The 26,877-nt window shown below is 60.3% G+C and carries 25 protein-coding genes; 12 read left to right on the forward strand and 13 right to left on the reverse strand.

Annotated elements, in window-relative coordinates; genetic code table 11:
* Window positions 1–59 precede the first annotated feature (59 nt).
* The 8 genes from APH41_RS17350 to APH41_RS17385 all read right to left on the reverse strand — a co-directional run bounded on the left by APH41_RS17350 (window position 60) and on the right by APH41_RS17385 (window position 8,865).
* Complete coding sequence (locus tag APH41_RS17350) at window positions 60–842, reverse strand: MetQ/NlpA family ABC transporter substrate-binding protein (protein WP_054920313.1); 783 nt, start codon at window positions 840–842, stop codon at window positions 60–62.
* A gap of 106 nt (window positions 843–948) precedes the next feature.
* The gene (locus APH41_RS17355) at window positions 949–1,875 is read right to left on the reverse strand and encodes a sigma 54-interacting transcriptional regulator (protein WP_054920316.1); all 927 of its coding nucleotides are present in this window, start codon (window positions 1,873–1,875) and stop codon (window positions 949–951) included.
* Window positions 1,876–1,923: 48 nt separating this feature from the next.
* Complete coding sequence (locus tag APH41_RS17360) at window positions 1,924–2,505, reverse strand: alpha/beta hydrolase (protein WP_034125468.1); 582 nt, start codon at window positions 2,503–2,505, stop codon at window positions 1,924–1,926.
* 192 nt (window positions 2,506–2,697) lie between these two features.
* On the reverse strand, window positions 2,698–5,628 hold the full coding sequence (locus tag APH41_RS17365; RefSeq protein WP_156359063.1) for a glycosyltransferase family 32 protein: 2,931 nt from the start codon (window positions 5,626–5,628) through the stop codon (window positions 2,698–2,700).
* Between the two features lie 186 nt (window positions 5,629–5,814).
* Complete coding sequence (locus APH41_RS17370) at window positions 5,815–6,216, reverse strand: biopolymer transporter ExbD (protein ID WP_054920319.1); 402 nt, start codon at window positions 6,214–6,216, stop codon at window positions 5,815–5,817.
* A gap of 1 nt (window position 6,217) precedes the next feature.
* On the reverse strand, window positions 6,218–6,940 hold the full coding sequence (locus tag APH41_RS17375) for a MotA/TolQ/ExbB proton channel family protein (RefSeq protein WP_087149534.1): 723 nt from the start codon (window positions 6,938–6,940) through the stop codon (window positions 6,218–6,220).
* 25 nt (window positions 6,941–6,965) lie between these two features.
* Window positions 6,966–7,778 carry an energy transducer TonB gene (locus APH41_RS17380; protein ID WP_054920321.1) on the reverse strand — a complete coding sequence of 271 codons (813 nt, stop codon included), beginning with the start codon at window positions 7,776–7,778 and terminating at the stop codon, window positions 6,966–6,968.
* Between the two features lie 235 nt (window positions 7,779–8,013).
* On the reverse strand, window positions 8,014–8,865 hold the full coding sequence (locus APH41_RS17385) for a LysR family transcriptional regulator (protein WP_054920352.1): 852 nt from the start codon (window positions 8,863–8,865) through the stop codon (window positions 8,014–8,016).
* A 105-nt stretch (window positions 8,866–8,970) separates the two neighbouring features.
* On the opposite strand from APH41_RS17385, the gene APH41_RS17390 reads away from it, so the two are divergent.
* Both APH41_RS17390 and APH41_RS17395 read left to right on the forward strand, forming a co-directional pair.
* Window positions 8,971–9,432, forward strand: a complete 462-nt coding sequence (locus tag APH41_RS17390) for a nucleoside deaminase (RefSeq protein WP_054920323.1) — start codon at window positions 8,971–8,973, stop codon at window positions 9,430–9,432.
* Window positions 9,419–10,606, forward strand: coding sequence for a CynX/NimT family MFS transporter (locus tag APH41_RS17395; RefSeq protein ID WP_054920326.1), 1,188 nt, complete (start codon window positions 9,419–9,421; stop codon window positions 10,604–10,606). The genes APH41_RS17390 and APH41_RS17395 overlap by 14 nt, the downstream gene beginning before the upstream one ends.
* Here APH41_RS17395 and APH41_RS17400 read toward each other — a convergent pair.
* Window positions 10,577–12,892 (reverse strand): TonB-dependent receptor, encoded by a 2,316-nt coding sequence (locus tag APH41_RS17400; RefSeq protein ID WP_054920328.1) that lies wholly within the window; start codon window positions 12,890–12,892, stop codon window positions 10,577–10,579. The genes APH41_RS17395 and APH41_RS17400 overlap by 30 nt on opposite strands.
* Window positions 12,893–13,047: 155 nt before the next feature.
* On the opposite strand from APH41_RS17400, the gene APH41_RS17405 reads away from it, so the two are divergent.
* The 3 genes from APH41_RS17405 to APH41_RS17415 all read left to right on the forward strand — a co-directional run bounded on the left by APH41_RS17405 (window position 13,048) and on the right by APH41_RS17415 (window position 16,412).
* Complete coding sequence (locus APH41_RS17405; protein WP_054920329.1) at window positions 13,048–13,992, forward strand: LysR family transcriptional regulator; 945 nt, start codon at window positions 13,048–13,050, stop codon at window positions 13,990–13,992.
* A 108-nt stretch (window positions 13,993–14,100) separates the two neighbouring features.
* Complete coding sequence (locus tag APH41_RS17410) at window positions 14,101–14,562, forward strand: HIT family protein (RefSeq protein WP_054920331.1); 462 nt, start codon at window positions 14,101–14,103, stop codon at window positions 14,560–14,562.
* A 242-nt stretch (window positions 14,563–14,804) separates the two neighbouring features.
* On the forward strand, window positions 14,805–16,412 hold the full coding sequence (locus APH41_RS17415; RefSeq protein WP_054920333.1) for an alkaline phosphatase family protein: 1,608 nt from the start codon (window positions 14,805–14,807) through the stop codon (window positions 16,410–16,412).
* 59 nt (window positions 16,413–16,471) lie between these two features.
* On the opposite strand, the gene APH41_RS17420 is transcribed toward APH41_RS17415, so the two are convergent.
* Window positions 16,472–17,377: a TauD/TfdA family dioxygenase gene (locus APH41_RS17420; protein WP_054920335.1), complete on the reverse strand. Its 906-nt coding sequence runs from the start codon at window positions 17,375–17,377 to the stop codon at window positions 16,472–16,474.
* 184 nt (window positions 17,378–17,561) lie between these two features.
* Between APH41_RS17420 and APH41_RS17425 the strand changes: the two genes are divergently transcribed.
* Window positions 17,562–18,482, forward strand: a complete 921-nt coding sequence (locus APH41_RS17425; RefSeq protein WP_054896683.1) for a LysR family transcriptional regulator — start codon at window positions 17,562–17,564, stop codon at window positions 18,480–18,482.
* Between the two features lie 103 nt (window positions 18,483–18,585).
* On the opposite strand, the gene APH41_RS17430 is transcribed toward APH41_RS17425, so the two are convergent.
* A complete protein-coding gene (locus APH41_RS17430; protein ID WP_054920337.1) occupies window positions 18,586–19,587 on the reverse strand; it encodes an ABC transporter substrate-binding protein in 1,002 nt (333 codons plus the stop codon).
* 279 nt (window positions 19,588–19,866) lie between these two features.
* Here APH41_RS17430 and APH41_RS17435 point away from each other — a divergent pair, with 279 nt between their 5' ends.
* Complete coding sequence (locus APH41_RS17435; RefSeq protein WP_054920340.1) at window positions 19,867–21,465, forward strand: ABC transporter permease; 1,599 nt, start codon at window positions 19,867–19,869, stop codon at window positions 21,463–21,465.
* Window positions 21,462–22,277 carry an ABC transporter ATP-binding protein gene (locus tag APH41_RS17440; protein WP_054920341.1) on the forward strand — a complete coding sequence of 272 codons (816 nt, stop codon included), beginning with the start codon at window positions 21,462–21,464 and terminating at the stop codon, window positions 22,275–22,277. Before APH41_RS17435 ends, APH41_RS17440 begins: the two co-directional genes overlap by 4 nt.
* Here APH41_RS17440 and APH41_RS17445 read toward each other — a convergent pair.
* Window positions 22,264–23,334: a fatty acid desaturase gene (locus APH41_RS17445; RefSeq protein ID WP_054920343.1), complete on the reverse strand. Its 1,071-nt coding sequence runs from the start codon at window positions 23,332–23,334 to the stop codon at window positions 22,264–22,266. The genes APH41_RS17440 and APH41_RS17445 overlap by 14 nt on opposite strands.
* 101 nt (window positions 23,335–23,435) lie before the next feature.
* Between APH41_RS17445 and APH41_RS17450 the strand changes: the two genes are divergently transcribed.
* The 3 genes from APH41_RS17450 to uraH all read left to right on the forward strand — a co-directional run bounded on the left by APH41_RS17450 (window position 23,436) and on the right by uraH (window position 25,547).
* Window positions 23,436–24,440 carry an AraC family transcriptional regulator gene (locus APH41_RS17450; protein ID WP_054920345.1) on the forward strand — a complete coding sequence of 335 codons (1,005 nt, stop codon included), beginning with the start codon at window positions 23,436–23,438 and terminating at the stop codon, window positions 24,438–24,440.
* A gap of 195 nt (window positions 24,441–24,635) precedes the next feature.
* Window positions 24,636–25,109: a heme-binding protein gene (locus APH41_RS17455; protein WP_034125453.1), complete on the forward strand. Its 474-nt coding sequence runs from the start codon at window positions 24,636–24,638 to the stop codon at window positions 25,107–25,109.
* A 27-nt stretch (window positions 25,110–25,136) separates the two neighbouring features.
* Window positions 25,137–25,547: a hydroxyisourate hydrolase gene (gene uraH / locus APH41_RS17460; protein WP_014716425.1), complete on the forward strand. Its 411-nt coding sequence runs from the start codon at window positions 25,137–25,139 to the stop codon at window positions 25,545–25,547.
* Here uraH and APH41_RS17465 read toward each other — a convergent pair.
* The gene (locus tag APH41_RS17465; RefSeq protein WP_054920347.1) at window positions 25,542–26,228 is read right to left on the reverse strand and encodes a Crp/Fnr family transcriptional regulator; all 687 of its coding nucleotides are present in this window, start codon (window positions 26,226–26,228) and stop codon (window positions 25,542–25,544) included. The two genes, uraH and APH41_RS17465, sit on opposite strands and share 6 nt — an antisense overlap.
* An 83-nt stretch (window positions 26,229–26,311) precedes the next feature.
* Here APH41_RS17465 and APH41_RS17470 point away from each other — a divergent pair.
* A partial coding sequence (locus APH41_RS17470) for a DUF962 domain-containing protein (protein WP_233453616.1) occupies window positions 26,312–26,877 on the forward strand: 566 nt, incomplete at its 3' end.

Genomic DNA, 26,877 nt, shown 5'->3' on the forward strand with positions numbered 1-26,877 from the left:
AAACGCCGACGCTGTAGTAGCCGTCGGCGTTGAAACCTTGAAGGGGGTTTTGGCTTACATCAGAACGCAGGCACCACCGCGCCGTTGTACTTCTTCTCGATGAAAGCTTTGACTTCCGGGCTGGTCAGGGCCTTGGCCAACTTCTGGATAGCATCGCTGTCCTTGTTGTCCGGGCGGGCCACCAGGAAGTTTACGTAAGGTGATTTGGAGTCTTCGATGATCAACGCGTCCTTGGCCGGGTTCAGGCCAGCTTCCAGGGCGTAGTTGGTGTTGATCAGGTCGAGGTCAACCTGGTCCAGCACCCGTGGCAGCAGGGCCGATTCCAGCTCTTTGAACTTCAGGTTCTTCGGGTTGCTGGCGATGTCTTTCGGCGTGGCCAGGGCGTTGGTCGGGTCTTTGAGGGTGATCACACCGGCCTTTTGCAGCAGCAACAGGGCGCGGCCGCTGTTGGAGCCTTCGTTCGGAATCGCCACGGTGGCGCCATCTTTCAGATCTTCGATTTTCTTGATCTTTTTCGAGTAGCCGCCGAAGGGTTCAACGTGCACGCCCACCACGGTAATCAGATTGGTGCCTTTACCCTTGTTGAAGTTTTCCAGGTACGGCAGGGTCTGGAAGTAGTTGGCGTCCAGGCGTTTCTCAGCGACTTGCACGTTCGGCTGTACGTAGTCGGTAAAGACTTTGATCTGCAGGTCCACACCTTCCTTGGCCAGGGTCGGCTTGATCAGCTCGAGGATTTCGGCGTGGGGAATCGGCGTAGCAGCCACCACCAGTTTCTCGTTGGCCTGGGCAAAGCCAGCAGTCAGGGCAGCCGCCAGAGCGGTAAACAACAGAACCTTTTTCATGCAATGTCCTTCTAACGACCGTTTTTATGTGAGGTGCCAGCGAAGTGCTATCGCGGCGTGGAAAGGACAATACCTAGATTTTTTATTCCCGAACAATATCTTTTATTCACGTTGATATTCCATTTTGCTCATACAGGAATTTACGCACCGATTCCTGCTCGGCCGGGCTGGCGCTGGCCAAAATTCGTCGCACTTGCTCCAGCGGCGAACCCGCCGCTGGCAAGTTCAAATGCTCGGGCAAGATTTCATCGCCGCTGCTCACCAGCAAGGCAAAGTGAATGACGTTTTCCAGTTCGCGGGTATTACCCGGCCAAGTGTGGTGTTCCAGCACCTGCTGGGCGGCGTCGCTGATCAGTGGCACCGGCAGGTCCAGGCGCTGGCTGTAGATGCCGAGGAAATATTCGGCCAGGGACAAGATATCCCCCACCCGCTCGCGCAACGCCGGCAGGTCCAACCGGCCCTCACTCAAATAATGGAACAGACGCTCGTGAAACTTGCCCACGGCCACGGCCTGGGCCAAGTCGATACTGGTGGCGGCCACCAGGCGCACATCCACCGGGCTGGGCTGGTGGGCACCCACACGGGTGACTTCGTGGTTTTCCAAAGCCGCGAGCAATTTCACCTGGATCGGCAGCGGCAAGTCGCCGATCTCATCCAGGTACAAGGTGCCGCCATTGGCCGAGCCGAACCAACCCGCCCGGCTGCTCGCCGCGCCACTGTGACTGCCGGCGGCATAGCCGAACAACTCGGCATCCGCATAGGTGGGGCTGATGGCGCCACAGTTGACCGAGACAAACAGGCCAGTACGGTCACTACCACGGTGGATGTGCCGCGCCAGCAACTCTTTACCGCTGCCGGTTTCTCCTCGAATCAATACGGGTAAGGCGCGCGGCGCAAGGCTTTCCAACTCTTCACGCAGTTGGCGTGAGCGTGGGTCGACGAACACCAGCGCCTTGGCGCGGATGCTCAACGGGCTTTTTTCAGCATCGGGAAAGGTCAGCAGCGGCTGGCCGAAGGTTTCATGCAGACTCATGGCAGGCTCCCGCCCCAATCCACTCAGGGACGGGGCGTTGAAAAAATATTAGGCGCTGCGCCGAGCGTGGTGCTCGAGGCGATGTTGCAGGCGATAGAGGTAAGCAAACCCTTGCTCCCAGCGCCGGTGGCCGGACTTCACATTGATATGCCCGGCGCCCGACAAGATGCCGGCTTCGGCGCCCCACTGACGCGCCAGTTCCAGAGCCCTGGGGGCGCTTACGGCACTGTCGTTGTCGGAGCTGACCACCTGGCTGGGAAATGGCAGCAGGTCAGTTGGAATAGGGGCGAAATTGCGCAGTGCAGGGGCACACGCAGGACGCTCGACATCCGCCGGTGCCACCAGCAATGCGCCGCGTACCTGCCGCAAGAAGTGCACGGGGGCAGTGGCGGCCCAGTGGGCCACGGTGATGCAACCCAGGCTATGAGCGATCAGGATGACCGGCGTGCTGTCGGCAGCGATGGCCTCGGCCAGTGCGGCGACCCAATCCTCGCGACGCGGCGTCAGCCAATCGGCCTGTTCCACCCGTGCGCTGTTGGGCAAGCTGTTTTGCCAATGGGTTTGCCAATGATCTTCTGGCGATCCTTGCCAGCCCGGCACGATCAGATAACGAATCGACTCGCTGTGCATGGGTGTGCCCTCCTGCAGCGTTTAACGTTGCTGGTCAGTATAGGGCGAGGCTCACACACCAATAAGGAATAAAAAAGAATTTATTAATAACCAAAAGGAATTTGCGCCCTTTTCAGAACTTGCTTTTACCAAGCCCTTCATTAAAACCGGCCATTGCGCCCCTGCCACCGCGGCGCAATGACCGAGCCAACCTCAGCGAGAATGATGCATAGAGTGTTCCGAGCCGATAGCAACTCCGAACTTATGGTTCATCGCCATATAATAATCACGCACTTGTGTAAGTTTTTCCGCATACGCTTGCGGAAGTAAAATACGCGCTTCCAACAGTTCCGTCAGTTCCTCAACTTCTGAAAAAAAACCATATTCTTTTTGCGCCAATACATCACCAAACATTTTCGGCCCAGTGATCTCGAAAATTTTCTTTACATACTCGTTATAAATTTGCCGCTCTGCGGCTGTCGAGTTTTCCTTCAGAAAGGGACGATTAGCGTTCAACCATTCTTCGTTTGCCTTGTATCGCTCATACGCCGTCTCCAGAATCTCGTCAAATACAGGGTTGTCTGGGTGGCTGGCAAAATTACTGGTGTTGAACCCATTGAAGTCCGCAGGTTCGTAAGTAACCGGCACGTTCATCAAGATGTCATTGGGCGTGGCTTTCAATGTGACCTCGCCCACATTAAAGGTCAGTGCATCATCCGTATCCAGATAGATGCCACCGTACTTTTTCATTAGCACCGCGCGCATGACGTCCGATGAGGCCGCTAAATTCTGCCCGCGCCCTGAACGGAAAAACTGATACATCTCGCCGTATTGACCTGCATTCAGAGCCTGAAAACTTTCATCGGCCTTTAAATCATGAACTTCAAGCCCGCCCACTTTATGATCCAACGCTGAATGTATTTTCTGAAAAGTATCCGCGTCATTGGCATCAACGTGAACAATCGATTTATACCCGGGGCTTTTCCGGGAATTTTCCATAATATTATTGAGTAGATTTTCCGGCATTTCATTGCCGGCCCAAAAATAGTGGATCACTTTCGGCACATCTGTAGCGCCGGACGGCAGTACCGGCATTCTCGGTAGTTTCAGTACTTTGGTTGTCATCGAAGCCGGCGCATTTTTACTGGCCTCAATCGCTTCGGCTTGAGTGCCACCCAGCCACCGTCCTTGACCTTTACGCCAATAAAAGATGTCGTTCACCTGACCATTGGCCTGGAGCCCGCGCCAAAGACCCGCTTCGACGTCATACGTAACTTTGGTACCGTATTGACCGACATAAACCATATAGTCTTTCCCGATCATGCGCCTCACGTCATCCATGGGAACCCTGACCTCCTCAAGGATCACTGGAGGTGAGACGGGCCCCATCGGGTATCCGATATGCCCATTGACACGTTGTGGTGGCCTGAAGAATGGGCGCGTTTGTTCAGTCACTTGGGTGGGTGTGCGGGTTGCAGCATCAACCCCTGCTGCAACGCCACCGCCAGACATCCTCTCTGTCAGCGCTTTCGCCAGTGGTGCCCCCGCGTGAGTGGCCAACGGCGGTACGGCGTTCAACACGCCAAACACAATGCGGTCGGAAGCCGTTGCTTTTCCCTGGACGGCATCATCAATACCGATACCTGTCTGGGCAGCCCCGGCGGCCAGGAAGAAAACATCCAGCCCTATAGCGACTTCGGGCATCACCAGCGCCAGCGGCGTCATGAACATGGCGACCTTGGTAGCCTCTTCCACGACATGCAGCACCTGGTTCTTGGTGTAGTCCCCGTCACTGACAATCGCATTGTCGGCGTCCGAATAGGACCGTGCTTTTTGCCGAACCTTGACCGCTTCGAAAGGATCACCGTGCAACTGCTCAACAGCGATGAAACGATCCGGCACCCAACCGTTGAGGCTCGCAAGGAAAGCATTGCCTGATGCCTGCGCATCGGACCAGTTTCCCATCCCCTGCAGGGTCTGACGTACGCCGTCTGAAAACGTTCTGTCAGCTTGATCCTTGAGGGAAAAGTGCGTCAACAAGGACGCGCGCTTTACGGGGTCCGAGGCTTGCCCGGCCAGCCACGTTGTCATTTGCTGAGGATTATCGAAGCGATGTATTGGCGAGGAGTTGCCAGGGATGTAAAGCAACGTCAACTGGGTTTTCCGATCGGTCACACACATCAAGTCGGTCGACTCAAACCCATTGATGCTCAGCAGGCCGATGTCCAGATCCGGGTCCTTCACGGCAGGCCCTTCAAAATCCTGGACCGTCAGCTTGGACCAATCCTTTTGCGCAACAGGCCCCAACGCTCGCTGGGCGAGTGCCGTCTCGGCAGGGCCAAGGCTCCCTTCCAGGCGCTGCAGATTGATGGCTTTGACAAACGAGATTTTACTCAATGCCGTATAAGATTCGCTGTGCTTGTCCCAAAACCCATCAAGGGTCTTCTTATACAGTTGGGTCCGGTCTGTATCCCAGACTAATGCCTTGAAGTCATCCACCGGTATGGAAACGCGGGTGTCGTCGTTATAGGGGGCATCGCCCGGCGCACTGGGCTCCCGATAAATACCTTGTCGAGTGTTTGCTTCCTGCACCCAACCGTCAATCTGGTTGTAAATATATATCGCTGGCGAAAAGTACTTGCCAATCTTTACAAACCAGCTTTCATCTTTCTTAATTGTTACATCTTGCCTGTTTTTCAATGCCGCTTGTGTCAGGGTGATTTTTTCTACCACCTCTTTTTCATCCTCACTGTCATCTTTAAATGTCACCAGATAGGTTTTATCTGGATCAATATCCACACCCCATTGCTGCTTTATCTTTGCAGATAAAATAGTGGAAATTTCTTTTTCGGGCGTTACAAAGTCGGCGGTTTGCTTGCTGATATAAGATTCTAAACGAGTATTTTTTTTGAATGCCGAGTTGCTCCCACCTCCTGGCGTAGGGCTTGCTTCAGCGCCCTGCAGTAAACTCTGTTTTCTCTTATAGTCAGCCAGCGTGGGCAAAATACAGGCTGATGGATGTCTCAGGCCGGCCATACGATCGTTCGAAGATGCCATTACCGCAGGCTTTTCTTCAGGCTTTTCAACCGTTAAATGGGGATTAACGAACGTATTCACGACTTGGACAGGAACGCGTATAGACATGCAATTACTCCATTAATTAAATCACTCTATGCGCCGACCAGAATAAGCATGCAGCCGAGAATTGCACGCTCGGATACATGTAAATTCTTTTCCTGTGCAACATCTGTAAACATGCAATGCTTAGATAAAAAAAGGGCCGCACCCTGCCAAGGAAAGCGGCCCAAAAACTGTCGAGACTTTTTGAAACTAACGTGCAGTGATCACCGACAACTTGGTGATGCCCGCACGCTCAATCGACGCCATGGCTCGTGCCACTTCGCCGTAGTTCACTCCATCGTCAGCCTGCAGTTGCACCCGCACATCGGGGTCCTTGGCCTTCGCCGCCTGCAGGTTGAACTCCAGCAGATCCGGCTGGATTTCGTCCTTGTTGATAAACAATTTGCCGGCGCCGTCGATGCTCACCACCAGCGGGTCCTTTTGCTCAACCGGCGCCACGGCCTGGGCCTTGGGCAGGTTGATCGGGATCGAGTTGGTCAACAGCGGCGCGGTGACGATAAACACCACCAGCAGCACCAGCATCACGTCCACCAGCGGCGTGACGTTGATCTCGCTCAGCACCTCATCACTGTCTTGCGTGGAGAAGGCCATGTCAGGACGCCTCCTTCACTTTCTGCGGGCTACCGGCGCCGGCCTTGGTCAGCGCCGGGTGCAGCAGCACGCGGAACGCGTTTTTCTGCGCCAGGCTGTAGAAGTCGTGGGCAAAGTCATCCAGGTCTGCCGCCGTCAGCTTCAGGCGGCGCAAAAAGTAGTTGTAGACCAGCACCGCAGGCACCGCGACGGCGATCCCCACGCCGGTCGCCACCAGTGCCGCGCCGATGGGCCCGGCCACGGTTTCCAGGCTGGCGGACCCGGCAGCACTGATCCCCTTCAGCGCTTCCATGATCCCCCACACGGTGCCAAACAGGCCGATAAACGGCGAGGTGCTGCCGATACTGGCGACTACAGCCAGACCGGTTTCCAGGGAGCGGCGCTCACGCACAATTTGCTGGCGCAGAGCGCGTTCGAGGCGGTCCTGGTGATTGATCGCCTGGCTCAAATCCGCAGCGTGGGTGGTATCGCCCACCTGGATCGCGGCATAACCGGCCTGGGCTACACGGGCGGCGGCGCCAGGCTGGGTTTCGGCGAGTTCGGCGGCCGAGTCGAGGCTCGATGCCGCCCAGAACTGTTTGTGAAACTTGCGATCCTGGGCCTTGAGGCGACCGAACTGCACGCCCTTGAGCAAGGCCAGGCCCCAAGTGGCGACCGAAAAGGCCACCAGCAGCCAGATCACCGTGCTTTCGATGGATTCAAGTGGAGATGCCAATGCCATGATGTTTTCCCTCTGCGCCGCTGAATAATTAATGAATCTTGAAATCGATGGGCACGCTCACCCAGCCGTTCAGGGCCACATCGCCCTGCTTGGCAGGCACGAAACTCCAGCGCTTCACCGCCGCCAATGCCGCGTCATCCAACTGCTGGCGACCACTGCTTTTTTGCACCTGGATCTCACCCGGTTTACCGCTGGCCAGCACCTGCACCCGCAGCAACACCGTGCCTTCCCAACCGCGACGCTGAGCCAGTGACGGGTATTCCGGCGCCGGGTTTTTCAGGTACGCGGCGTTGGCCGAAGCAGGCGTCACCGGCGCTGGCGCCGCAGGTGCGGGCGGTGCAGGTGGCGCTGGCGTCGGTGGTGCAGGTGGCTGCTCGACGGCCTTGGGGGCCGGCTTGGGCTCAGGTTTAGGCACGGGCTTGGGCTTGGGTTTCGCAATGGGTTTGGGCGGCGCCGGCTTGGCCGCCAACTCATCCACCAGCGGCGGCGGGGGCTCGACCACAGGCGGAGGCGGTGGTGGCGGTACAGGCGGTGGCGGCTCAACCACCGGCGGCGCCGGCTGGGAAAATTCGATGGTTATCGGTGGAATTTCCGGCGGCACAATCGGCAGCACCGGCGTGGGTTTCTGGCTCACCCAATAGATCACTGCACCGTGCAGCGCCAACACCAGCAACCCGAGCAAAACCCCTTCGCGGCGGCTGGAAAAACGCTTCGGGGTCTTCTGCAAGCGCAATTGCCCCAACGGCGCGCGATGCGGCCGGCCAAGGTCGACCAACTCACCACTCGGTGCCTGGCGCCACTGCGCCTCAGATGCACTGGCGGCGGTCTGGACTTTGCCCATTGATTCACTCCCTGCGGTTTTGAAAAACCGACGGGCCAGCGTGAAGGCCCGTCGAGGGCTGAATCATCGGTGCCAGACACTTATCTCTTAAAGTAATCTTTAAAGTTATATATAGAACAAAAACGCATAAATAAAACAGCCGATCACACCAAAGCCACGTGGTCCGTGGCCTGGCTTCAAGCCGTTGTTTTTCAATGCCTTTAAGGCATACAAAATATTCGTCAAAGGTATGGGCTCAGTGCGGGTTCCCACTGCACAACGCCAGTAACTCGTCCAACAAACTCTGGCCCGCTGCGCCCAAACCACTGCGGCCATACAGGGCCAACCGCACGCCATGAACAGGTGGCAAGCCACTCTCTGGGCCGAGTATGCGATGGCCCGGTTGTAACACCCGTTCTGGCAATAAACTGATGCCCAAGCCTGCCGCCACCGCCGAGCACACACTGGCCAGGCTGGCGCTGGAATAGCCGATGCGCCAACGCCAGCCGGCCCGTTCCAGATGGTGCAGCATGTCGTTGCGATACAGGCCACCTACGGGGAAAGCCACCAGCGGCAGCGGGTCGCGGCCCAGGGCCGGGGTGCTCAGGCTGTCGACCCAATACAAGGGCTCCGGCCACGACGCCACACAGTCGTCGCTGTCGCCCATCTGCTTGACCAGCAACACATCGAACTCACCGCCCCGGTACTGGCGCTGCAATTCGGGGCCCAGACCGCTGGTGACTTCCAGCCGCACCCGTGGGTACGCCACCACAAACGCCGAAAGCAGCGGCATCAGGCGCTCGGCGGCGAAATCCTCCGGCACGCCGAGGCGCAACACACCGTCGCTTTGCTGGTTGATCAGCACGTCGGCGGCTTCTTCGTGCAACGCGAGAATACGGCGCGCATACGCGAGCAGACGCTCACCCTCGGCGGTGGCCACTACCCGGCGCTGATCGCGGTCCAATAACTGACAGGCCACTGCGTCTTCCAGGCGGCGGATCTGCTGGCTGACGGTGGATTGAGTCAAATGCAGGCGCTCGGCCGCCCGGGTGAAATTGCCGCAGTCCACCACGGCGACAAAGCTGCGCAACAACACGGGATCGAACAACGTCATCACCATTGCGTTTGCCACTGATTGGCATGTTTATATTTAATTTCAGCATACCTTGCTGGCTGACCATACTTCACCTTTCATCGCACCCCGGGGCCTTGTATGACCAACGATCAACCACACCTGCAACGCGCTATCGCTTTGGCCCATGCCAACGTCGCCCAAGGTGGCCGCCCCTTCGGCGCGGTGCTGACGCGCAACGATGAGGTGTTGGTGGAAGCCGTGAATGAGATCCACCTGACCCAGGACCCCACCGCCCACGCCGAGCTGCTGGCAATTCGCGCAGCGAGCCGGCAGCTGGGTGCACGCCTGGAAGGGTGCGTGATCTACGCCAGCGGCCAGCCTTGCCCGATGTGCCTGAGCGCCATGTACCTGTGCGGTGTAGAACGCGTAGTGTTTGCCGCCAGCAACGAAATGGCCGAGCCTTACGGCCTGTCGACCGCAGCCATCAGCCAACAGGTTGGCTTGCCCATCGACGCGCAACGCCTGCCCATTCAGCACCTGCCCGATACCGCAATGACTGCGCTGTATCACCAGTGGAAAACCCTGCATGACCCTGAATAAATCCCTCGCCGGCTGGGGCCTGCTGGTGGTGCTCGGCCTGAACCTGCGCCCGATCCTCAGTTCCATCAGCCCACTGCTCGGCGAGATTCGCCAGGCCACCGGCCTGAGCTTTCAGAGCAGTGCCCTGCTCACCAGCCTGCCGGTGATCTGCATGGGGTTGGTGGCACTGGTGGGCGTGCGCGTGGAGGCTCGCTTGGGCGAGCGTCGCGGCATCGCCCTGGGCTTGTTGATGATTCTGCTGGCGTGCCTGGCGCGCTGGTTGATAGGCGAAGCCTCGGCACTGCTGGTTACCGCGCTGCTTGGCGGTGCGGGTGTTGCGCTGATCCAGGCGCTGGTGCCGGCAATGATCAAGCGTGAATTCCATCACCGTGTGCCCGTAGCGATGGGGGTGTACTCGGCGTCGCTGATGGCCGGCGGTGGGCTGGCGGCGCTGCTCAGCCCGGTGATAGCCACGCATTTCCAGCAATGGCAGGCAGGCCTGGGTGTGTGGTTATTGCCGGCGCTGGGGGCATTGCTGCTGTGGGCCTGGCTACCGCTGGGCGCCGCGCGCAATCCACTGCAGGCGCCTGCGTTCAAAGGGTTGCGCAACCGCCGCGCCTGGCTGCTGGCGCTGTATTTCGGCCTGGTCAATTGCGGCTACATGAGCATGGTCGCGTGGCTGCCGGCCTACTATCAGCAACTGGGCTGGGGCGTGCTGCCCAGCGGGTCGTTGCTGGCATTCATGACGATTTTTCAGGTGGCGGCCGCCCTGCTGATGCCGGTGCTGGCGCAACGCGGTATCGACCGCCGCCCATTGCTCAGCATCAGCCTGCTGGCCCAAACCATCGGCTACCTCGGCCTGATCATTGCGCCGCAGGAATATCCCCACCTGTGGGTGGCCTTGTGCGGCTTCGGGTTAGGGGCGTGCTTTGCCCTGAGCCTGCTGCTGACCCTCGACCACCATCGCGACCCACGCCAAGCCGGGCAACTGGCGGCGTTCGTGCAAGGCGTAGGCTTTTTGATCAATGCGATTTCGCCGTGGCTGACCGGCTGGCTGCGCGAGCTTACCGGCAACTTTGTCAGTGCATGGGTGGTGCTGACGGTGACGGTGGTGGCGATGCTGCTGGTGACGCGGGTGTTCAGCCCGGCCACCTATCGCACCGACCTAGAAGTCGTAGCGCCCAGTCACGCCTAGGGTGCGCGGCGTGCCCAGCAGGCCCTCGTAACCGCCGTTACCACCGGTCCACAGGGTGGTGTAGTAGGTTTTGTCGAAAGCGTTTTTCAGCCACAGCGACACATCCCACTGCCCCTGGTCATAGTCGCCGCGCAAACCGGTAGACAGGTTGACCACCGCATACGCCGGGATCTGCCCGTAGTCGGAATCTTCCACGGTGCCCACCGCCTTGGAACGGAACGCGTAGCTGGCGGTGACGTAGGGTTCGAAGCCGTTCGCCAGGTTCCACTTGTACTCGCCGTTGGCGTTGGCAATCCACTTGGACGCGCCCACCACTTGGTGGCCGCTCAAGTCGCAGGACGCCGGCGCACCGGGACGCAGGCTGGTTTCCGGCGGGCATGGCGCATCCTTGTAAGACAGGTACGTCACGTCATTGAAGGAACCGTTGATGTTCAGGGTCAGGCCCTTGATCGGCACCAGGGTGCTTTCCACCTCCACCCCCCGCGAGCGTACCGAGCCGGCGTTGGTCAGGTACTGAACGCGGTTGTCCTGGTCGTAGGCGTTGGTCTGGTAGCCGTTGACCTGGGTCCAGAACAGGTTGGCATTGAGCTGCAGGCGGCGGTCCCACAACGTGCTCTTGAAGCCTAGCTCGGCGTTGTTGGCGCGCTCGGTGCCGATCAGCAACGAGTCGGCACCGGCCGTCGGCGCAGACCCCACCGCCAGGTTCACACCGCCGGACTTCTCGCCATGGGACAGTGTCGCGTAGCCCAGCAGGTTTTCATTGAAGTGATAACTGAGATTGAGCAGCCCCGACGGCGTGGCGCTGTATTGCGACAGGTCGCCCGAGTCATAGGCCCCGGTACGCCCACGCCGCGCCATGGCGGCGGCCCCGCTGACCGCCGCGCCACCGAAGGGCGCATTGCGCGTGACCCAGGCGCTTTTTTCTTCGTAGGTGCCGCGTACACCGGCGGTGAAATCCAGGCGCTCGGTCAGGTGCCAGGTGCCTTGGGCGAACAGCGCGAAACTGTCGGTGCGGATATGCCCGTTGCCCACACTGCTCACATTGCTCAACGCACCGGCGGGCGTGCCGTTCCAGATATCGGCCTTGGGCCCGTAGTAGGCAAAGGATTTGTTATCCAGGTCGGAGCCGAAGTAGTAGGCGCCGAGCACGTAATCGAAGAAACCACCGCTGGGCGACGCCAAGCGGAATTCCTGGGACCACTGCTTATCTTCCACCGAAACCCCAGCGTTATACGACGCCGGTACGTTGAGGCCATCATCGTTGCGCGGGGTGAAATTCCACCAGCGGTAAGCACTCACCGAGGTCAGGGTGAAGTCGCTGGGCAGCGTCCAATTGGCTTCCAGCGAGGTACCGCCCTGGAACACCGTGACGTGCTGGTCGTTGTCCAGGTTGACCTTGCGATGGGTGCCGTCCACCAGGGTGGCGCCTGCCGCGTTGGCCCGGGATTGATACAGGTTGGTGCCATTGATGGTCGGCCCGGTGCTGTACAGCACGCGGGTGCCGGCGCTGGAGTCTTCTTCGTTGTAGTCGCCGATCCAGCGCAGGTTGAACGCTTCGTTGGGCTTGTACAGCAGTTGCCCGCGAAAGCCCTGGCGTGAACCGCCGTTCAGATCATGGCCATCGTGTTCATTCTTGATGTCGCCGTCGCTGCGGGTGCGATAGGCCGAGAAACGCCCTGCCAGGTCATCGGTCAGGGGGCCGGAAATCGTGCCCTTGGTCTGGAAATAACCGTCCTCGCCCAAGGAGGTTTCGATGCTGCGCTCCGGGGTAAAGCTCGGTGCGCGGGTGCTGATGTTGATGACCCCGGCAGTGGTGTTCTTGCCGAACAACGTGCCCTGGGGGCCGCGCAAAACTTCAAGCTGCTCAATGTCCATCAGGTCGAACACCGCCATGCCCGGGCGCCCGAGGTAGACGTTGTCGATATACAGCCCCACGCTGCCTTCCAGGCCATCGCTGGCCGGGTTGTTGCCCAGGCCGCGGATCGACACGCTGGACTGGCGCGCATGCATATAGGCGACGTTGACGCTGGGCACCAGTTGCTGCAAATCCTGGATGCGGTACACCCGCTGGGTTTCCAGGGCCTGGCCACCGACCACGCTCATGGGCGTCGGCACGGCCTGGGCACTTTCGGTACGCCGCCGGGCAGTGACCGTGACAGTTTCCAGTTGGCCACTGGCGCTTTCGCCCTTGCCGGCAGGCGCGGGTGTTTCAGCGGCCTGGGCCGGCGACCAACTGCTGCTACCGGCCACTAGAACAGCCAGGGGCAAGGACTTGAACAAACTCATAAGCGGCTCCAAAACCCCGGAATACTCGTCGCCTTATATTCCTAAAGGTTATTTATTTATGTTTTTACGAACATTTACTGCATAAGAGATAGCCTTTATAAGGAGTCGACGTAATGCATAGCCAATGCATTTCCCGGATATTTTTGATGTGAAAAATGCATATCGATCTGCGCCAGCTTCGCCACTTCATCGCCCTCGCCGAACAGCGCAGTTTCGTCGCGGCAGCCGCAGCGGTGAACCTGTCGCAGTCGGCGTTCAGCCGCAGCATCCAGGCCCTGGAACACAGTGTCGGTTGCCAACTGGTGGACCGTGGACGCAAAGACCTGGCCCCCACCAAACAAGGCCTGGTGCTGCTCGAACATGCACGCCGCCTGGTCAGTGGCGCACAACAACTGGCCAACGAAATCAGCCAGTTCAACGGCCTGGAAGCCGGTGAACTGCGCTTCGGTTGCGGCCCCGCGCCGGCAGCTGGGTTAGTACCACGTGCCATTGGCAGTTTTATCGGGCGCTACCCCAAGGCCCGCGTGCAGTTCCAGGTGGATGACTGGCAAAGCCTGGGCAAGCGTCTGCTCAGCGAAGAGTTCGAATTCTTCGTCGCCGACACCCGCCACTTCGAAGCCAACCCCGACTACCACACCCACCGCCTGCGCCCGCGCCGTTGGCACTTCTGCTGCCGCGCCGGGCACCCCCTGACCGTGCGCAACAGCGTCAGCGCCGCCGAGCTGATGAGCTACCCCCTGGCAGTGACCATCCGCCCGCCGAACCTGCGCAAAGTCATCGTCGACCTCAGCGGCCGGCCGGATTACCAGCCCAATGTGGAATGCGAAAACGGCTATAGCTTGATGGGCGTGGTGCTGCGCTCGGACGCCATCGGCATCGTCAGCGCCAACAGCGACGTGCTGCACATGGCCCGCGGCGAACTGGTGTGTTTGCAGATTGAGGGATTGGACGAAAACCTGGAGGAGCGCTACACCCGCTACGGGATCGTCAGCCGTGCAGGGTATCGGTTGTCGCCGCTGGCGCAGGCGATGATTGAGCAAATCAAGGAGATTGATGAGAGAGACGAGGATGCTTATGCGTTGGAAAATATTGCGGTCTGACCAAGCGGTGAACAGCGGCCCGCAACGTCAGTGAAGTCATCATTAGATAACAAAGATCACCTACAAGAGGGTCTATAACCTTTTGACCCGCACGAGGAAGCGCATTTGATGGACTGTATCTTTTGCAGCATTGCCCGCGGTACTGCACCCTCCCACCTCCTGTGGGAAGACCAGACCCACATGGCCTTTCTCTCCATATTTCCCAATACGCCGGGGTTCAGTGTGGTTATCCCCAAAACCCATCACGGCAGCTATGCGTTTGCCGAACCGGACACCGTGCTATGTGACTTGGTCATCGCAGCCAAGAAGACGGCGAAGCTTTTGGACAAAGCGCTAAAAGGTGTGGCTAGAACGGGCATGATTCTGGAGGGTTATGGCGTCGATCATCTGCACGCCAAATTATTCCCGATGCACGGGACCGGGGAAGATAGCGCCTTCAAAAAAATCAGTTCGTCCCAGGACAAATATTTTGAGCGTTATGAAGGCTATGTCTCCTCCCATGACGCTGCCAGGGCAGATGATAAAGCGCTGGCAGGATTGGCCGCTCACATCAGGTCCTTCGCCGGGTAAGCCTGCTCCCACCATTTGATCGCGGGGTGGCAGGTAGATATGTATCTGCTGTCAGGCCGTCATCGCAGGCAAGCCAGCTCCCACAGGGAAATGCATTTCAACTGTGGGAGCTGGCTTGCCTGCGATGACGCCAGCAGCCACACCCATGCACTCAATGCATAGAACCCAGTCCCCAAATGCACTTGCCAGAGCGCCCCTCGAACGGCGAAAAAACCCACCTGTCCTCCGTTCGGTAAATTCCTATGTCTGACCCCAAACCCCTGCGCAACGTGCTCTACATCATGTGCGACCAACTGCGCCGCGACTACCTGTCCTGCTACGGCCATGCCCATCTGCACACGCCGAATATCGACCGCCTGGCCGCCGCTGGCGTGCGTTTCAGTCGGGCCTATACACAAGGCACCATCTGCGGCCCGTCGCGCATGTCGGCCTACACCGGGCGCTATGTCAGCAGCCATCAGGTGGCGTGGAATGCAGTGCCGCTGCCGCTCGAAGAGCTGACGATCGGCGACTACCTGCGCCCCCACGGCATCCGCACCGCCCTGGTGGGCAAGACCCACGCCACGCCGAATATTGAGGCCTTGCAGCGCCTGCAGATAGACCCCGACAGTGCCCAGGCCGAGCCACTCAATGAGGTCGGCTTCGACGCGTATCTGCGTCACGACGGCATCTACCCCGACAGCCCGCTGTTCGAGGATAAGCGCGAGTCCGCGCCCTACACCCAATACTTGCGTGATCACGGCTACCACGGCAGCAACCCTTGGCACGAATGGGCCAACGCCGCCGAAGGTGAGAACGGCGAAGTGCTCAGCGGCTGGCATATGCGCAACGCCGGCAAACCCGCACGGGTGGCCGAAGAACATTCGGAGACCGTCTACACCACCGACCGCGCCATCGACTTTATCGACGAACAAGGTGAACAGCCCTGGTGCCTGCACCTGTCGTATATCAAGCCGCACTGGCCCTACATCGCGCCGGCGCCGTATCACGCGCTGTACGGAACCGAGCATGTGCAAGCGCCGATTCAACCTGACCACACCAGCGATCACCCGGTGTACCAGGCATTTCGCCAACACCAGGAGAGCCAGAATTTCTCCCGTGACGAGGTGCGCCTCACGGTGATTCCGACCTACATGGGCCTGATCAAACAGATTGACGATCAACTCGGGCGGCTGTTCGACTTTCTGCAAAGCGCTGGCCGCTGGGACGACACGCTGATCGTGTTTACCAGCGACCACGGCGACTTCCTGGGCGATCATTTCCTCGGTGAAAAAGAATTCTTGCTGGAGCCTGCGGTGGGTGTACCGCTGATCGTGCGCGACCCACGTGCCAGCGCCGATGTCAGCCGCGGCACCGTGGATGAGCGTCTGGTGGAAACCATCGACGCCTTGCCCACCTTCCTCGACGCCTTGGGCTTGCCCGCCGCCGACCATCGCCTGGAAGGCCGCTCATTGATTCCATTGCTGCAGGGCGCACAACCCACCTGGCGCCGCTATGCCATTGCCGAATACGACTACGCCTTCCAGGCTCCCGCTCGTGAGCGCCTGGAGCAACCCATCGACCGTTGCCGCATGACCATGGTGCGCAGCGAGCGCTGGAAGTACCTGGCCTACGACGGCTTTCGCCCGCAACTGTTCGACCTGGAAAACGACCCGCAAGAACTGCACGACCTGGGCAGCGATCCCGCCTATGCCGAGGTACGCGAGACGCACCTGGGTTATCTGTTCGACTGGCTGCGCGGGTTGAAGCGGCGCACCACCATCAGCCACACGGAGGTTGAGGTGCGCGGGCAATGGTTTCGTTATGGTGAGCCAGAGGCAGAGAAAGTGGTGAAGATCGGAGTCTGGTAAACATCACAAATCCAAATGTGGGAGCAAGCCCGCTCCCACATTTTTAATCCTCACCCGGCTTAAAGACCTTTAGTGGTTTTGCTTGTTTGCCCCTGCACCCCCACCGGCACATCCCCCTTGAGCGTAACCCGGCGTACGATGCGCTCCTGGGTGCCGTAGTCGTCCACCGCGTAATGCTGGGTGGCGCGGTTATCCCAGATCGCCACGTCACCGGTGTTCCAGCGCCAGCGCACGGTGTTTTCCAGGCGGGTGACATGGCCTTGCAGCAGGTTGAACAACTGCGCCGACTCTGCCTGGGAGTAGCCTTTCAGGCGTTTGACGAAGTGCCCCAACAGCAGGGTTTTCTCACCGCTGACCGGATGCACGCGCACCACCGGGTGTTCGGTTTCATACACCGTGGAAGTGAATACTTTGCGGTATTCCTCCAGCTTCTCCACCGCCACATCCGGCTTGCGTGCGGCGTAGTCGTATTCGTTGCTGTGCACCGCCCACAGGTGATCAGCCAGTGCGCGCAGTTCCACACTGAGGTCGTTGTAGGCAGCGGCTGTGTTGGCCCATACGGTGTCGCCGCCGGACACAGGCGCCAGCACCGAACGCAGGATCGAGGCCTTAGGGTAGGCATCGACGAACGTCACGTCGGTGTGCCAGGAATTGGCGCGCTGGCCACGGGTGCCATCCAACTCCATCAGGAACCGCGTGCCGTCTCGTACCGGTACGGTGGGGTGGGCGATCGGCTCGCCGAGCAGGTGAGCAAAGGCTTCCTGGCTCTGGTCATCGAGATGGGTCTGTTCGCGGAAGAAGATCACCTTGTACTGCACCAGCGCCTGCTGGATGGCCTCGACGGTGGCGGCATCCAGCTCACCGGACAGTTTGATGCCACGGATTTCGGCGCCGATCCGCCCGGCTACCGGGTGAATATCAAGTGGTTGGGCGATGGGTTGAACGGCTAATGCGGCGTTGCTCATTGTGATGACCCTCATGTGCCTGCGAAACGGTGGGGGGACGCTTCCAGCAACGCTCTATCCATATGCAATTTAGGTCTAGCAAATGAATGAATACTTCGTTGACGGAATAAGAGCTTGCATTTAAAACCTCAGCTTGCTCGGTCGCAAATGCCTTCGACCTATTTTTAAAATGCCGGGAAAGCATATGGATCTTCGCCAACTGCGCTACTTCATCGCCCTCAACGAACACCGCAGTTTCGTGCGTGCCGCGGACGCCATGGGCATCACCCAACCAGCGTTCAGCCGCAGCATCCAGGGGCTGGAACAGGAGTTCGGTTGCGTGTTGGTAGACCGTGGCCACAAGGACTTGCGCCCCACGCCGGAAGGCCAGGTGGTGTTGCAGCACGCCCTGAGCCTGGTGCATGGCGCAGCGCTGCTGAGCAGTGAAGTGACGCGCATGACCAAGCTCGACGCCGGTGACCTGCGCTTCGGCTGCGGCCCGGCGCCAGCAGTGAAACTGGTGCCGGATGCGGTGGCGCGGTTTATCAACGCCCACCCGAAAATCCGCACCACGTTTCAGGTGGATAACTGGGAAACCCTCAGCCGCCGCCTGAGCCGTGAAGAGATCGAATTCTTTATCGCCGACATCCGCCAGTTCGAAGCCGACCCGAATTTCCAGACCCGCGCACTCACCCCCAAACGCGGAGTGTTTTTCTGCCGCCCTGGGCATCCCTTGCTGGCCAAGGACAGCCTGTCCACCAACGATATGTTCGACTACCCGCTGGCGGCGCCGCTGATCTCCCAAGGCATTCGCAAACTGCTGGCGAACCTGAGTGGGCGTATGGATTTCTCCCCGAGTATCCAGACCGAGCACTTCCCGGCACTGGTGAGCATCGTGCTGCAAACCAATGCCATCGGCGTCGGCACTGAAGAAGCCTTTGCCGAGGACATTGCCAGGGGGGCGCTGGTGCTGCTGCACTGGCGCAACTTGCCGCAGCACATGGATACCCTGAGCGCACGCTGCGGGATCGTCAGCCGCACGGGGTCGCGGTTGTCGCCGGCGGCGAAGGCGATGATCGAGATGTTGGTGGAGGTGGATAGCCAGCAGGTCAGTGTGGCGGTTTGAAGGGCCTCATCGCAGGCAAGCCAGCTCCCACATTGAGCGGTGAACACGTTCAAGTGTGGGAGCTGGCTTGCCTGCGATAGCGATAGCCCAGGCACCGACAAGCTCAGAGCCCCGCCGCCACCAACCCAGGCGCCACCCAATCACTCACCTGAAACGACTTGCGAATCAACTTCTCCCTGGACGCCAGGTCCACCGCATCCTGCAATTTTCCAAGGAACACCGGGTCGAGTGTGGAGGGGAAAACTTCGCTGAGTTTCTGGTCTTTCAAATCATTGGTGAGGATCACCGGGGGGTAACTGGCCAGCCCTGATACCAGCGCTATGTACGCCTGTTTGTTGTTGTCATCGGTCAACCACTGCACCGCTTGCTGCTGGGCCTTGAGCAGCTTGGCCACCGCATCGGGATGTTCATCGACAAACTTGGCGCTGCCCACCAGCACGGCCTGGATGCTGCCGGCATCGCCCAGGTCTTTGGTGGTCAGCGGTATTTCTGCCAAACCTTTGGCCTGCAACGCCGTCAGGGTGGACCCGCCCCAGGTGGCGTCAATCTGCTTGGCCGCCAGGGCGGCAGCGGCCGCGTTGAAGTCCAGGTTGATCACCTTAAGGTCCTTCTCGCTCAAGCCCTGGCTGGCCAAAGCGCTGTCGAACGACAACTGGCTGGCCGTGCCACGGAACACCGCCACGCGCTTGCCCTTGAGGTCTTGCAGGGTCTTGATGCCGGAGCCCGGCACCACGCCGAGGTAGTGTTTCACTCCCCGTGCAGAGGCGCTGAGCAGCCGCGTGTCAAGGCCATTGGAGCGGCCGATGATCGCTGCCAGGTCGCCCAGATAGGCCAGGTCCACCTGGCCGTTGGCGAACGCTTCATTGATCACCGGGCCGGCGCCCTTGAAGTAATTCCATTGGATCTTGATGCTTTGGTCGGCAAAGGCTTTTTCAAAGATCTGCTGTTCACGCAACACGTCGGTGATGCCACCGCCGCTGTGCTGGCTGCCGGCACTGAGGTCGGGCACCGCGATGCGGATTTCCTTGAGGTCGGCGGCATGCACCAACCCGGCCAGGGCGGTGCCGGCGAACAGGCTGATCAGACGTTTAAAGGGCAGTTTCATAAGCGCAGCTCCTGGTGGGCGACGGTCGCCTGGGGAGCAAAAAGTAGGCACAGACTGAACAAAACTTTAAATACTATAAATTCACAATTTAATAGCTTTTAGAAATATGCAAGTTAACCCGCAGCCTCCAGAGGCATATGCATAAACAGCATCGAAAATATTCTTCGAATGCATTGGATGCGTGGCGGCGTGAGGCTTTAAATGACTTTTCTTATCTCACAATCATCTTGATCACGGTTTTGTAAGATCGAAATCACATAACGCATTCGGAGGTCTTCCATGGCCCGAATTTCACTTCTGAGCCTGCCGCTGGCGGCCCCGCCCAAAGGCATCGCGCCGCGCTGGCCGCAGCTGGGCCAGCGTTTATTGCCGTGGCTGCTGCCGCTCACGCTGTTTGCCTTATGGTGGCTGGCCAGCCGCAATCATTGGATGAGCGAGCAGATTCTGCCCACTCCCGCCCTGGTGTGGAGCAGCGCGGTGGAATTGGCCGGCGGCGAGTTATGGAGCCATCTGGCCATCAGCTTGCAGCGCTTGTTCTGGGGCCTGCTGGCCGGTGTCAGTGCCGGCGCGATACTGGGCGCGTTCCTGGGTTTCAGTGAGCGCGCCGAGCGCTTGGTGTTCCCGACGTTCAGCGCGCTGGCGCAAGTGCCGACCCTCGCCTGGATCCCGCTGTTCATGGTGTTTTTCGGCATTGGCGAAACCCTCAAGCTGGTGGTGCTGGTCAAGGCCATCGTGGTGCCCGTGACCCTGCATACCCTGGTAGGCGTTCGCGACGCCCAGCCCAATCTGCGCGAAGCCGCCCGTGTACTGCGCCTGCCTGGCCACTTGCTGATCCGCCGTCTGGTCCTGCCCGCCGCACTGCCTGCGTTCATGGCCGGTGTACGCCTGGCCCTGGCGGCGGGCTGGACCTCCCTGCTGGCCGTGGAGCTGCTGGCCTCCAGCGAAGGCATCGGTTACCTGATGGTGTGGGCGCGCCAGTTGTTCATGCTCGATATCGTCTTCGTGTGCATCGTGGTCATTGGCGTGCTGGGTGTGGTGATGGACCGCGGCATCGGCTGGCTGGACCGCAAGTGGGTGCACTGGCCCCATCCGGCCACTGCGCAGATTCGACGCGGGCCACGCTACGAAGGCTGGCAGCGCTTGCAACCCTGGCTGTTGCCGCTGCTGCTATTGGCGTTATGGCAAGTAGCGACTCAGCAGGATTGGGTCGATCCAAACATTCTGGTCAGCCCCTGGGCGGTGCTGCAAACCAGCGTGGCGGGCGTGCTGGATGGCAGCCTGACTACGGCGCTGGGCAAAAGCCTTGGCCGGGCCCTGGGCGGGTTGCTGCTGGGCGGTAGCCTGGGCTTTGCCATGGGCCTGTGGCTGGGGCTGTCGCGGCGCAGTGAGCGGCTACTTGGCCCCACTTTGTCCGCGCTGCGCCAGATCGCGATTTTCGCCTGGGTGCCGCTGCTCACCGCCTGGTTCGGCCTGGGTGAACTGGCCAAGTGGGTGTTTATCGCCCTCGCCGCCTTCTTCCCGTTGTTTATTGCCACCCAGCGCAGCGTGCTCAACTTGTCGCCCCAGCTGCGCGAAGCCGCGCAGGTGCTGCGCCTGAACCTCTGGCAACGCTTGCGCCGCATGGTACTGCCGGGCGCCGCGTCGGGGATTTTCGCCGGCCTGCGCCTGAGCCTGATCTACGCCTGGATGGGCACCCTCGGCGCCGAATATTTCATGCCCTCAGATGGCGGCATCGGCAGCCTGATGATCGGCGCCCAACAGTTGCTGCGCATGGATTTGATCATGAGCGGCATGCTGCTGGTCGGCCTCACCGGCGCCGCTCTGAACCTGATCGGCCAACGCATCGAAACCCGTGCCACCCGCTGGAGACACGCATGAACGCACCGATTGTCAGCTTCAACCACGTGGGTAAGTCCTTCGACGTCGATGGCTTCGAACTGGAAGCCATCCATGAATTCAACCTGGAGGTGGCCGAAGGGGAATTTGTTGCGATTGTCGGCTCCAGTGGATGCGGGAAATCCACACTGCTGCGCTTGCTGGTGGGCTTGGATACGCAGTTTCGCGGCGAGATCCAGGTCGATGGCAAAGCCGTCAGCGGGATCGGCGGCGAGCGCGGCATTGTGTTCCAGGAGCACCGCCTGTTCCCGTGGCTGACCGTGGCGCAAAACATCGGCCTGGGCCTGGTCAACGAGCCCCTGAACGAGGCCGAGCGCAACCGGCGCATCAGCGACTTTATCGAACTGGTGGGCCTCACCGATTTCACTCGCGCCTACCCCCACCAACTCTCCGGCGGCATGGCGCAACGGGTGGCGATTGCCCGCGGCCTGGTGGCCAGCCCGCGCATCCTGTTGCTGGACGAACCCTTCGGCGCCCTGGATGCACTGACGCGCCAGCAGATGCAGGACGAACTGCTGGCGATTCGTGCCCGCGCCAGGATCACCACGGTACTGGTGACCCACGATGTGGAAGAGGCGATTTTCCTCGCCGATCGCGTGGTGGTGATGGAGCCGCGTCCGGGGCGAATCAAGCAGGTCGTCGAGATCGCCCTGCCTCATCCGCGCCAGCGCAGCAGTTTTGAATTCCACCAGCTACGCGAAGAGCTGTTGCACGAATTAACCAGCGACGACCATTACCAACCGCCGGTGCGCGAACAGATCCGCGACCTGCCATTGGCGTTCATTGCTTGCTGAAAGAGAGCTCAGTGCGCGGGTGTTCCTGGGGCTCCAGGCGATTGGCTCGCGCAAACGTGCCCAAATCATTGAAGCGCACCCCCATCTCGGCCATGACCTTGTGCGCCACCTTGGCGGTCATCTGGCGGATGTAGAACGGTTCTTTCACCACAAAGTGATGGATGCCGTGGGTGCTGCCGAAGTTGAAGCAGAACGCCTGCAACGGCCACAGCCACCAAGGGTTCAGCACTTGGGTTTGCTGCATCACATTGCCCAGTTCCACATCGCCGTAGTAATGCATGTTGGAGCTGACAAAGTGCAGGCAGAAGGTGCGCAACACGTTCGGGCCGATGATCACCACCGCAGCGATATCGATCACCTGCATCACCTGCAAGGTACCGGCTGACCACTGAATGGGCGCGCCCATCAAACTGGCAATCCCATTGGCGGCATGAAAGCCCAGGAAGACGTACCACGCGCCCCAATGCAGCAAGGCCAGCGGTGCGTACACCAGCAGCACGCGCTTGAGGATGCTGAACCTGTGCGGCCAGGTCTTGGCGCGCAACAGGCGGATCAAGGCCGACATCATGTTGTCCCCCACCATCAGCAACCGTGCGATGCCCCAGGGTTCGCCATTGGTGATCGCGCGCTCTTCCATGTCGGCTTCGGTGCCCGAGACCTTGTGATGGTTGAGGTGCAGGTGCCGGCGTATCCATGGGTTGATGGTGCTTGGCCGCGCCAGCCATACCAGGCCCATCATCAGGTTGTGGGGCACGCGTTGCTTGCGAAAGTACATGCTGTGGATCAGGTCGTGTTCCAGCTCGTGGGTGAGCGAGGCGAAGAAGGCATTGAGCAGCAGACACACCCACCAGGCCATATGACCGCTGATATAGAGCGCTGCCGAGCCGAACATGCCCAGCAGGGCAAAGGCCAGGATGCCTGCGCCCAGCGCGTCCTGATGCAACAACCAGGGGTGCCGCTGGCGCAAGCGCACGCCTTCGGCCATCACCACCTCGCGGATATGCGCCGAACGCTGTTGTGCGTTCAACGGCTGGGGGCTTGCAGAAGTACCGTCCATGCTTCCATTCTCTTGTGAAGTGATGCCTGCATCCTGCACCCAACCCTAGCGCAGGACGCTAGCCGCGCACGCCAATCTGTTGACCACAAGCGCCAATTGCCATGACCGAACCCACTTCCCTCGCCAGCTGGACCCGTGCCCTGCGCAAGCAGCTCGACGCCCTGGGCCTCGACAGCGCCGCGCTGTGCGCCGAGGCCGGGCTCGACCCGCAGCAGATGGACGACCCCAACGCCCGCTACCGGTTGTCGGCCACCACGCGCCTATGGGCGCTGGCGGTACAGGCCAGTGGCGACCCGGCGATTGGGCTGCGGGTGTCGCGGTTTGTCAGCCCCACCACCTTTCATGCGCTGGGTTACGCATTGGTGGCCAGCGGCAGCTTGCGCGAGGTGTTCGAGCGCATCGTGCGCTATCACCAGGTGGTCAGTGATGCCTTGGACCTGGAGCTGAGCCGCCACGGCGACGTCTACCGTTTTCGCCTGCTCCAACCCCCAGGCAGCCCTGCGCCCGCGCCGGAAGCGATTGATGCCTTTGCGGCGATCTACGTGCGCACGTGTCGCAACCGCCTGGGTCGCGACTATGCGCCGTTGGCCGTTTACCTGCGGCGCCCGGAACCCGCCGACCCCGAGCCGTGGCACAGGGTACTTCGCGCTCCGGTATGGTTTGCCGCCGACGAAGACCGCCTGGAATTCGCCGCCAGCGACTTCGACAGCCATCTGGACGACGCCAACCCGGAGCTGGCCGAACACAACGAAACCGTGCTCAAGCGCACCCTCGCCCAACTGCAACCGCTGACCTGGGAACGCAAGGTGCGCGCCGCCATCGAGGCGCAATTGCCAGACGGCGAGCCAAGCGCCGAACACATTGCTCAAGCGCTGCATTTGAGCCTGCGCAGCTTGCAGCGGCATCTGGCCGATGAAGGGTGTCGGTTTGACGCCTTGCTCAATGAGTGCCGGCAAAACCTGGCGTTATTGCACCTGCGCGACCCGCAGTGCTCATTGGCCGAGATCAGCCACTTGCTGGGGTTTGCCGATACCAGCAGTTTCAATCGTGCGTTCAAGCGCTGGACGGGGATGACGCCGGGGCAGTTTCGCGACGGGTTGCAGTAGGAAGGGCCTCATCGCAGGCAAACCAGCTCCCACAGGGGAATGGGGTTCACATCATGTGGGAGCTGGCTTGCCTGCGATGAGGCCAGTACAAACACCACAAATCCCTGAGTTTGATTACAAACCTGTCATCCAATTGTGCGGCTTTTGTCCGCGTCCGCTGGTTACCGTGACGGCCTGCTTTCTGGAGCCCTCACTATGTACCGCACTGCCTTGTTCCTGAGCCTCGCCGTGGCCACCGTCGCCCAGGCGGCGCCACAATTACCACGCCATGCCGAGCTGGATCTGCACACCGCTCGCCAACTGGCCGACGCCAGCCTGGCCCACTGCACCGCTGCGCTGACCGTACTCGACCGCGGTGGCAACCTGTTGCTGGGCCTGCGCGCTGACGGTGTCGGCCCGCACAACAGCCTCGCCAGCCAACGCAAGGCGTACACGGCGCTGTCGACAAAAACCCCGACCCGGCTGTTTGCCGAACGGGCGCGTAATAACCCCGAAGCCGCCAACCTCAACAGCTTGCCCGAGCTGCTGTTGCTCGGCGGTGGCGTGCCGCTGTTTGCCGACGCCGAACTGGTCGGTGCCCTAGGCATCGCCGGTGCCGGTGGCGCCGCGCAGGATGAAGCCTGCGCCGTACAGGCCGCCGAGCAACTGGGCCTGAAAATCACCCCTTGATTCCACTTCCCTCAAAAGGACTTCGCGATGAAAACCTTGAGCATGACCCTCGCCGCACTGAGCCTGAGCGGCCTGTGCAACCTGGCCCTGGCCGACGGCAACCCCCTGAGCGTGCACGTACTCAACCTGGAAAACGGCCTGCCAAGCGCCGGGGTCAATGTCACCCTTGAACAGCATGTGGGCGATAAATGGCAGTCGCTGTCTGAAGGTGTGACCAACCAGCAAGGCCGCATCGCCGAGCTGTTCCCGGCCAACCGCAGCATGCAGCCGGGCGAGTACCGCGTGGTGTTCAAGACCGGCGATTACTACAAGAAGGCTAACCGCGAGACGTTTTTCCCTGAGGTACCGGTGATATTCCAGGTCAAGCAGGCCGACCAGCACTACCACATCCCGCTGTTGCTCAGCCCTTACGGTTTCTCTACCTATCGCGGTTCATAGGCCCGCGGCCAACCGCAGCCCATTGAGGTCGCGTATCTCGATGGCACCGTAACTCAAGCCGATAATGCCCTGTTGCTCCAGCGCCTTGAGCAGACTGTTGATGGTCTGGCGCGACAGGCCCAGCATCGCCGCCAGATCCTCCTGGGGCAGTTGCAGCACGCGGCGCGCCTGATCCACTTCGCCGTAGCCTTGGGCAATCATCAACAACCGATGGGCCAGCCGCTCTGAGGCGGGCATCAGGCTTATCTGTTCGATATTGATCAACGACAGCCGCAGTTTATGGCTCATCAACAGCGCCATCTCCCGCCAGAACAGCGGATGCCGTTCGAGAATGCCGAGCATCGCCGACTGCGGCACCTGCAGCAGCCTGCAAGCACCCGTGGCCAAGGCATCGTGGGTGCGCGGCAAGTTGTCGAACAGGCAGATCTCGCCGAACCAGTAGGGCGTTTCCACCAGGCTCAACACCGCTTCCTTGCCCTGAGCACTGACCGCACTGATGCGCACCGTGCCTTCCAGCACCGCATACACGCCGCACGGCGGGTCACCGCGCTTGAACAGGTACTGCCCCGCCGTCAGCACACGCAACCGCGCCGCCCCCAGCAGGCTACGCTGCAAGTCTGGCGGCAAATGGCTGAACCAATGACCGCGAGCCAATTGCGCGTGCCATGTCCCTGTGTCCATGCGAACTCCGAAGATTGTCGCCCAGTTGACAGTTAGGCACCGACTGACAGGGCATGATCAAACATCCTACAGGAGGAACAACAATGAAAAGCCTCGTCGACCACCTCAGTCAATACGCCGCGTACCACCGCGACCCACGCAACATCGCCAGCCACTTCATCGGTATTCCGTTGATTGTGGTGGCGGTGGCCGTGCTGCTGTCGCGCCCCGAATGGTCGGTGGGCGGGCTGTGGCTATCACCTGCGGTGCTGTTGGCGCTGTTTTCGGCGTGGTTTTATCTGCGCCTGGAACTGGCCCTGGGCGTGTTGATGACTATGCTGATGGGCTTGTCGGTGTGGGCCGGGCATGTGCTGGCGGCGCAAAGCACGGCGGTGTGGCTGAGCAGCGGCGTGGGGATGTTTGTGGTGGGCTGGGTGATTCAGTTCATCGGGCATTACTACGAAGGCAGGAAGCCTGCGTTTGTGGACGATGTGTCCGGGCTGATCGTGGGGCCGTTGTTTGTGGTGGCGGAGTTGGCGTTTTTGCTGGAGTTGCGGCAGGACCTCAAGCGCCAGATTGAAGAGCGCTCTGGGCCGGTGGCGCGGCGCGGTCTTGATCGGTCCCATGCTCTGCGTGGGAATGCAGGCCAGGACGCTCCGCGTCCAAAAGC

It is taken from the genome of Pseudomonas sp. NBRC 111138 (assembly GCF_001320835.1).
Taxonomy (GTDB): domain Bacteria; phylum Pseudomonadota; class Gammaproteobacteria; order Pseudomonadales; family Pseudomonadaceae; genus Aquipseudomonas; species Aquipseudomonas paracarnis.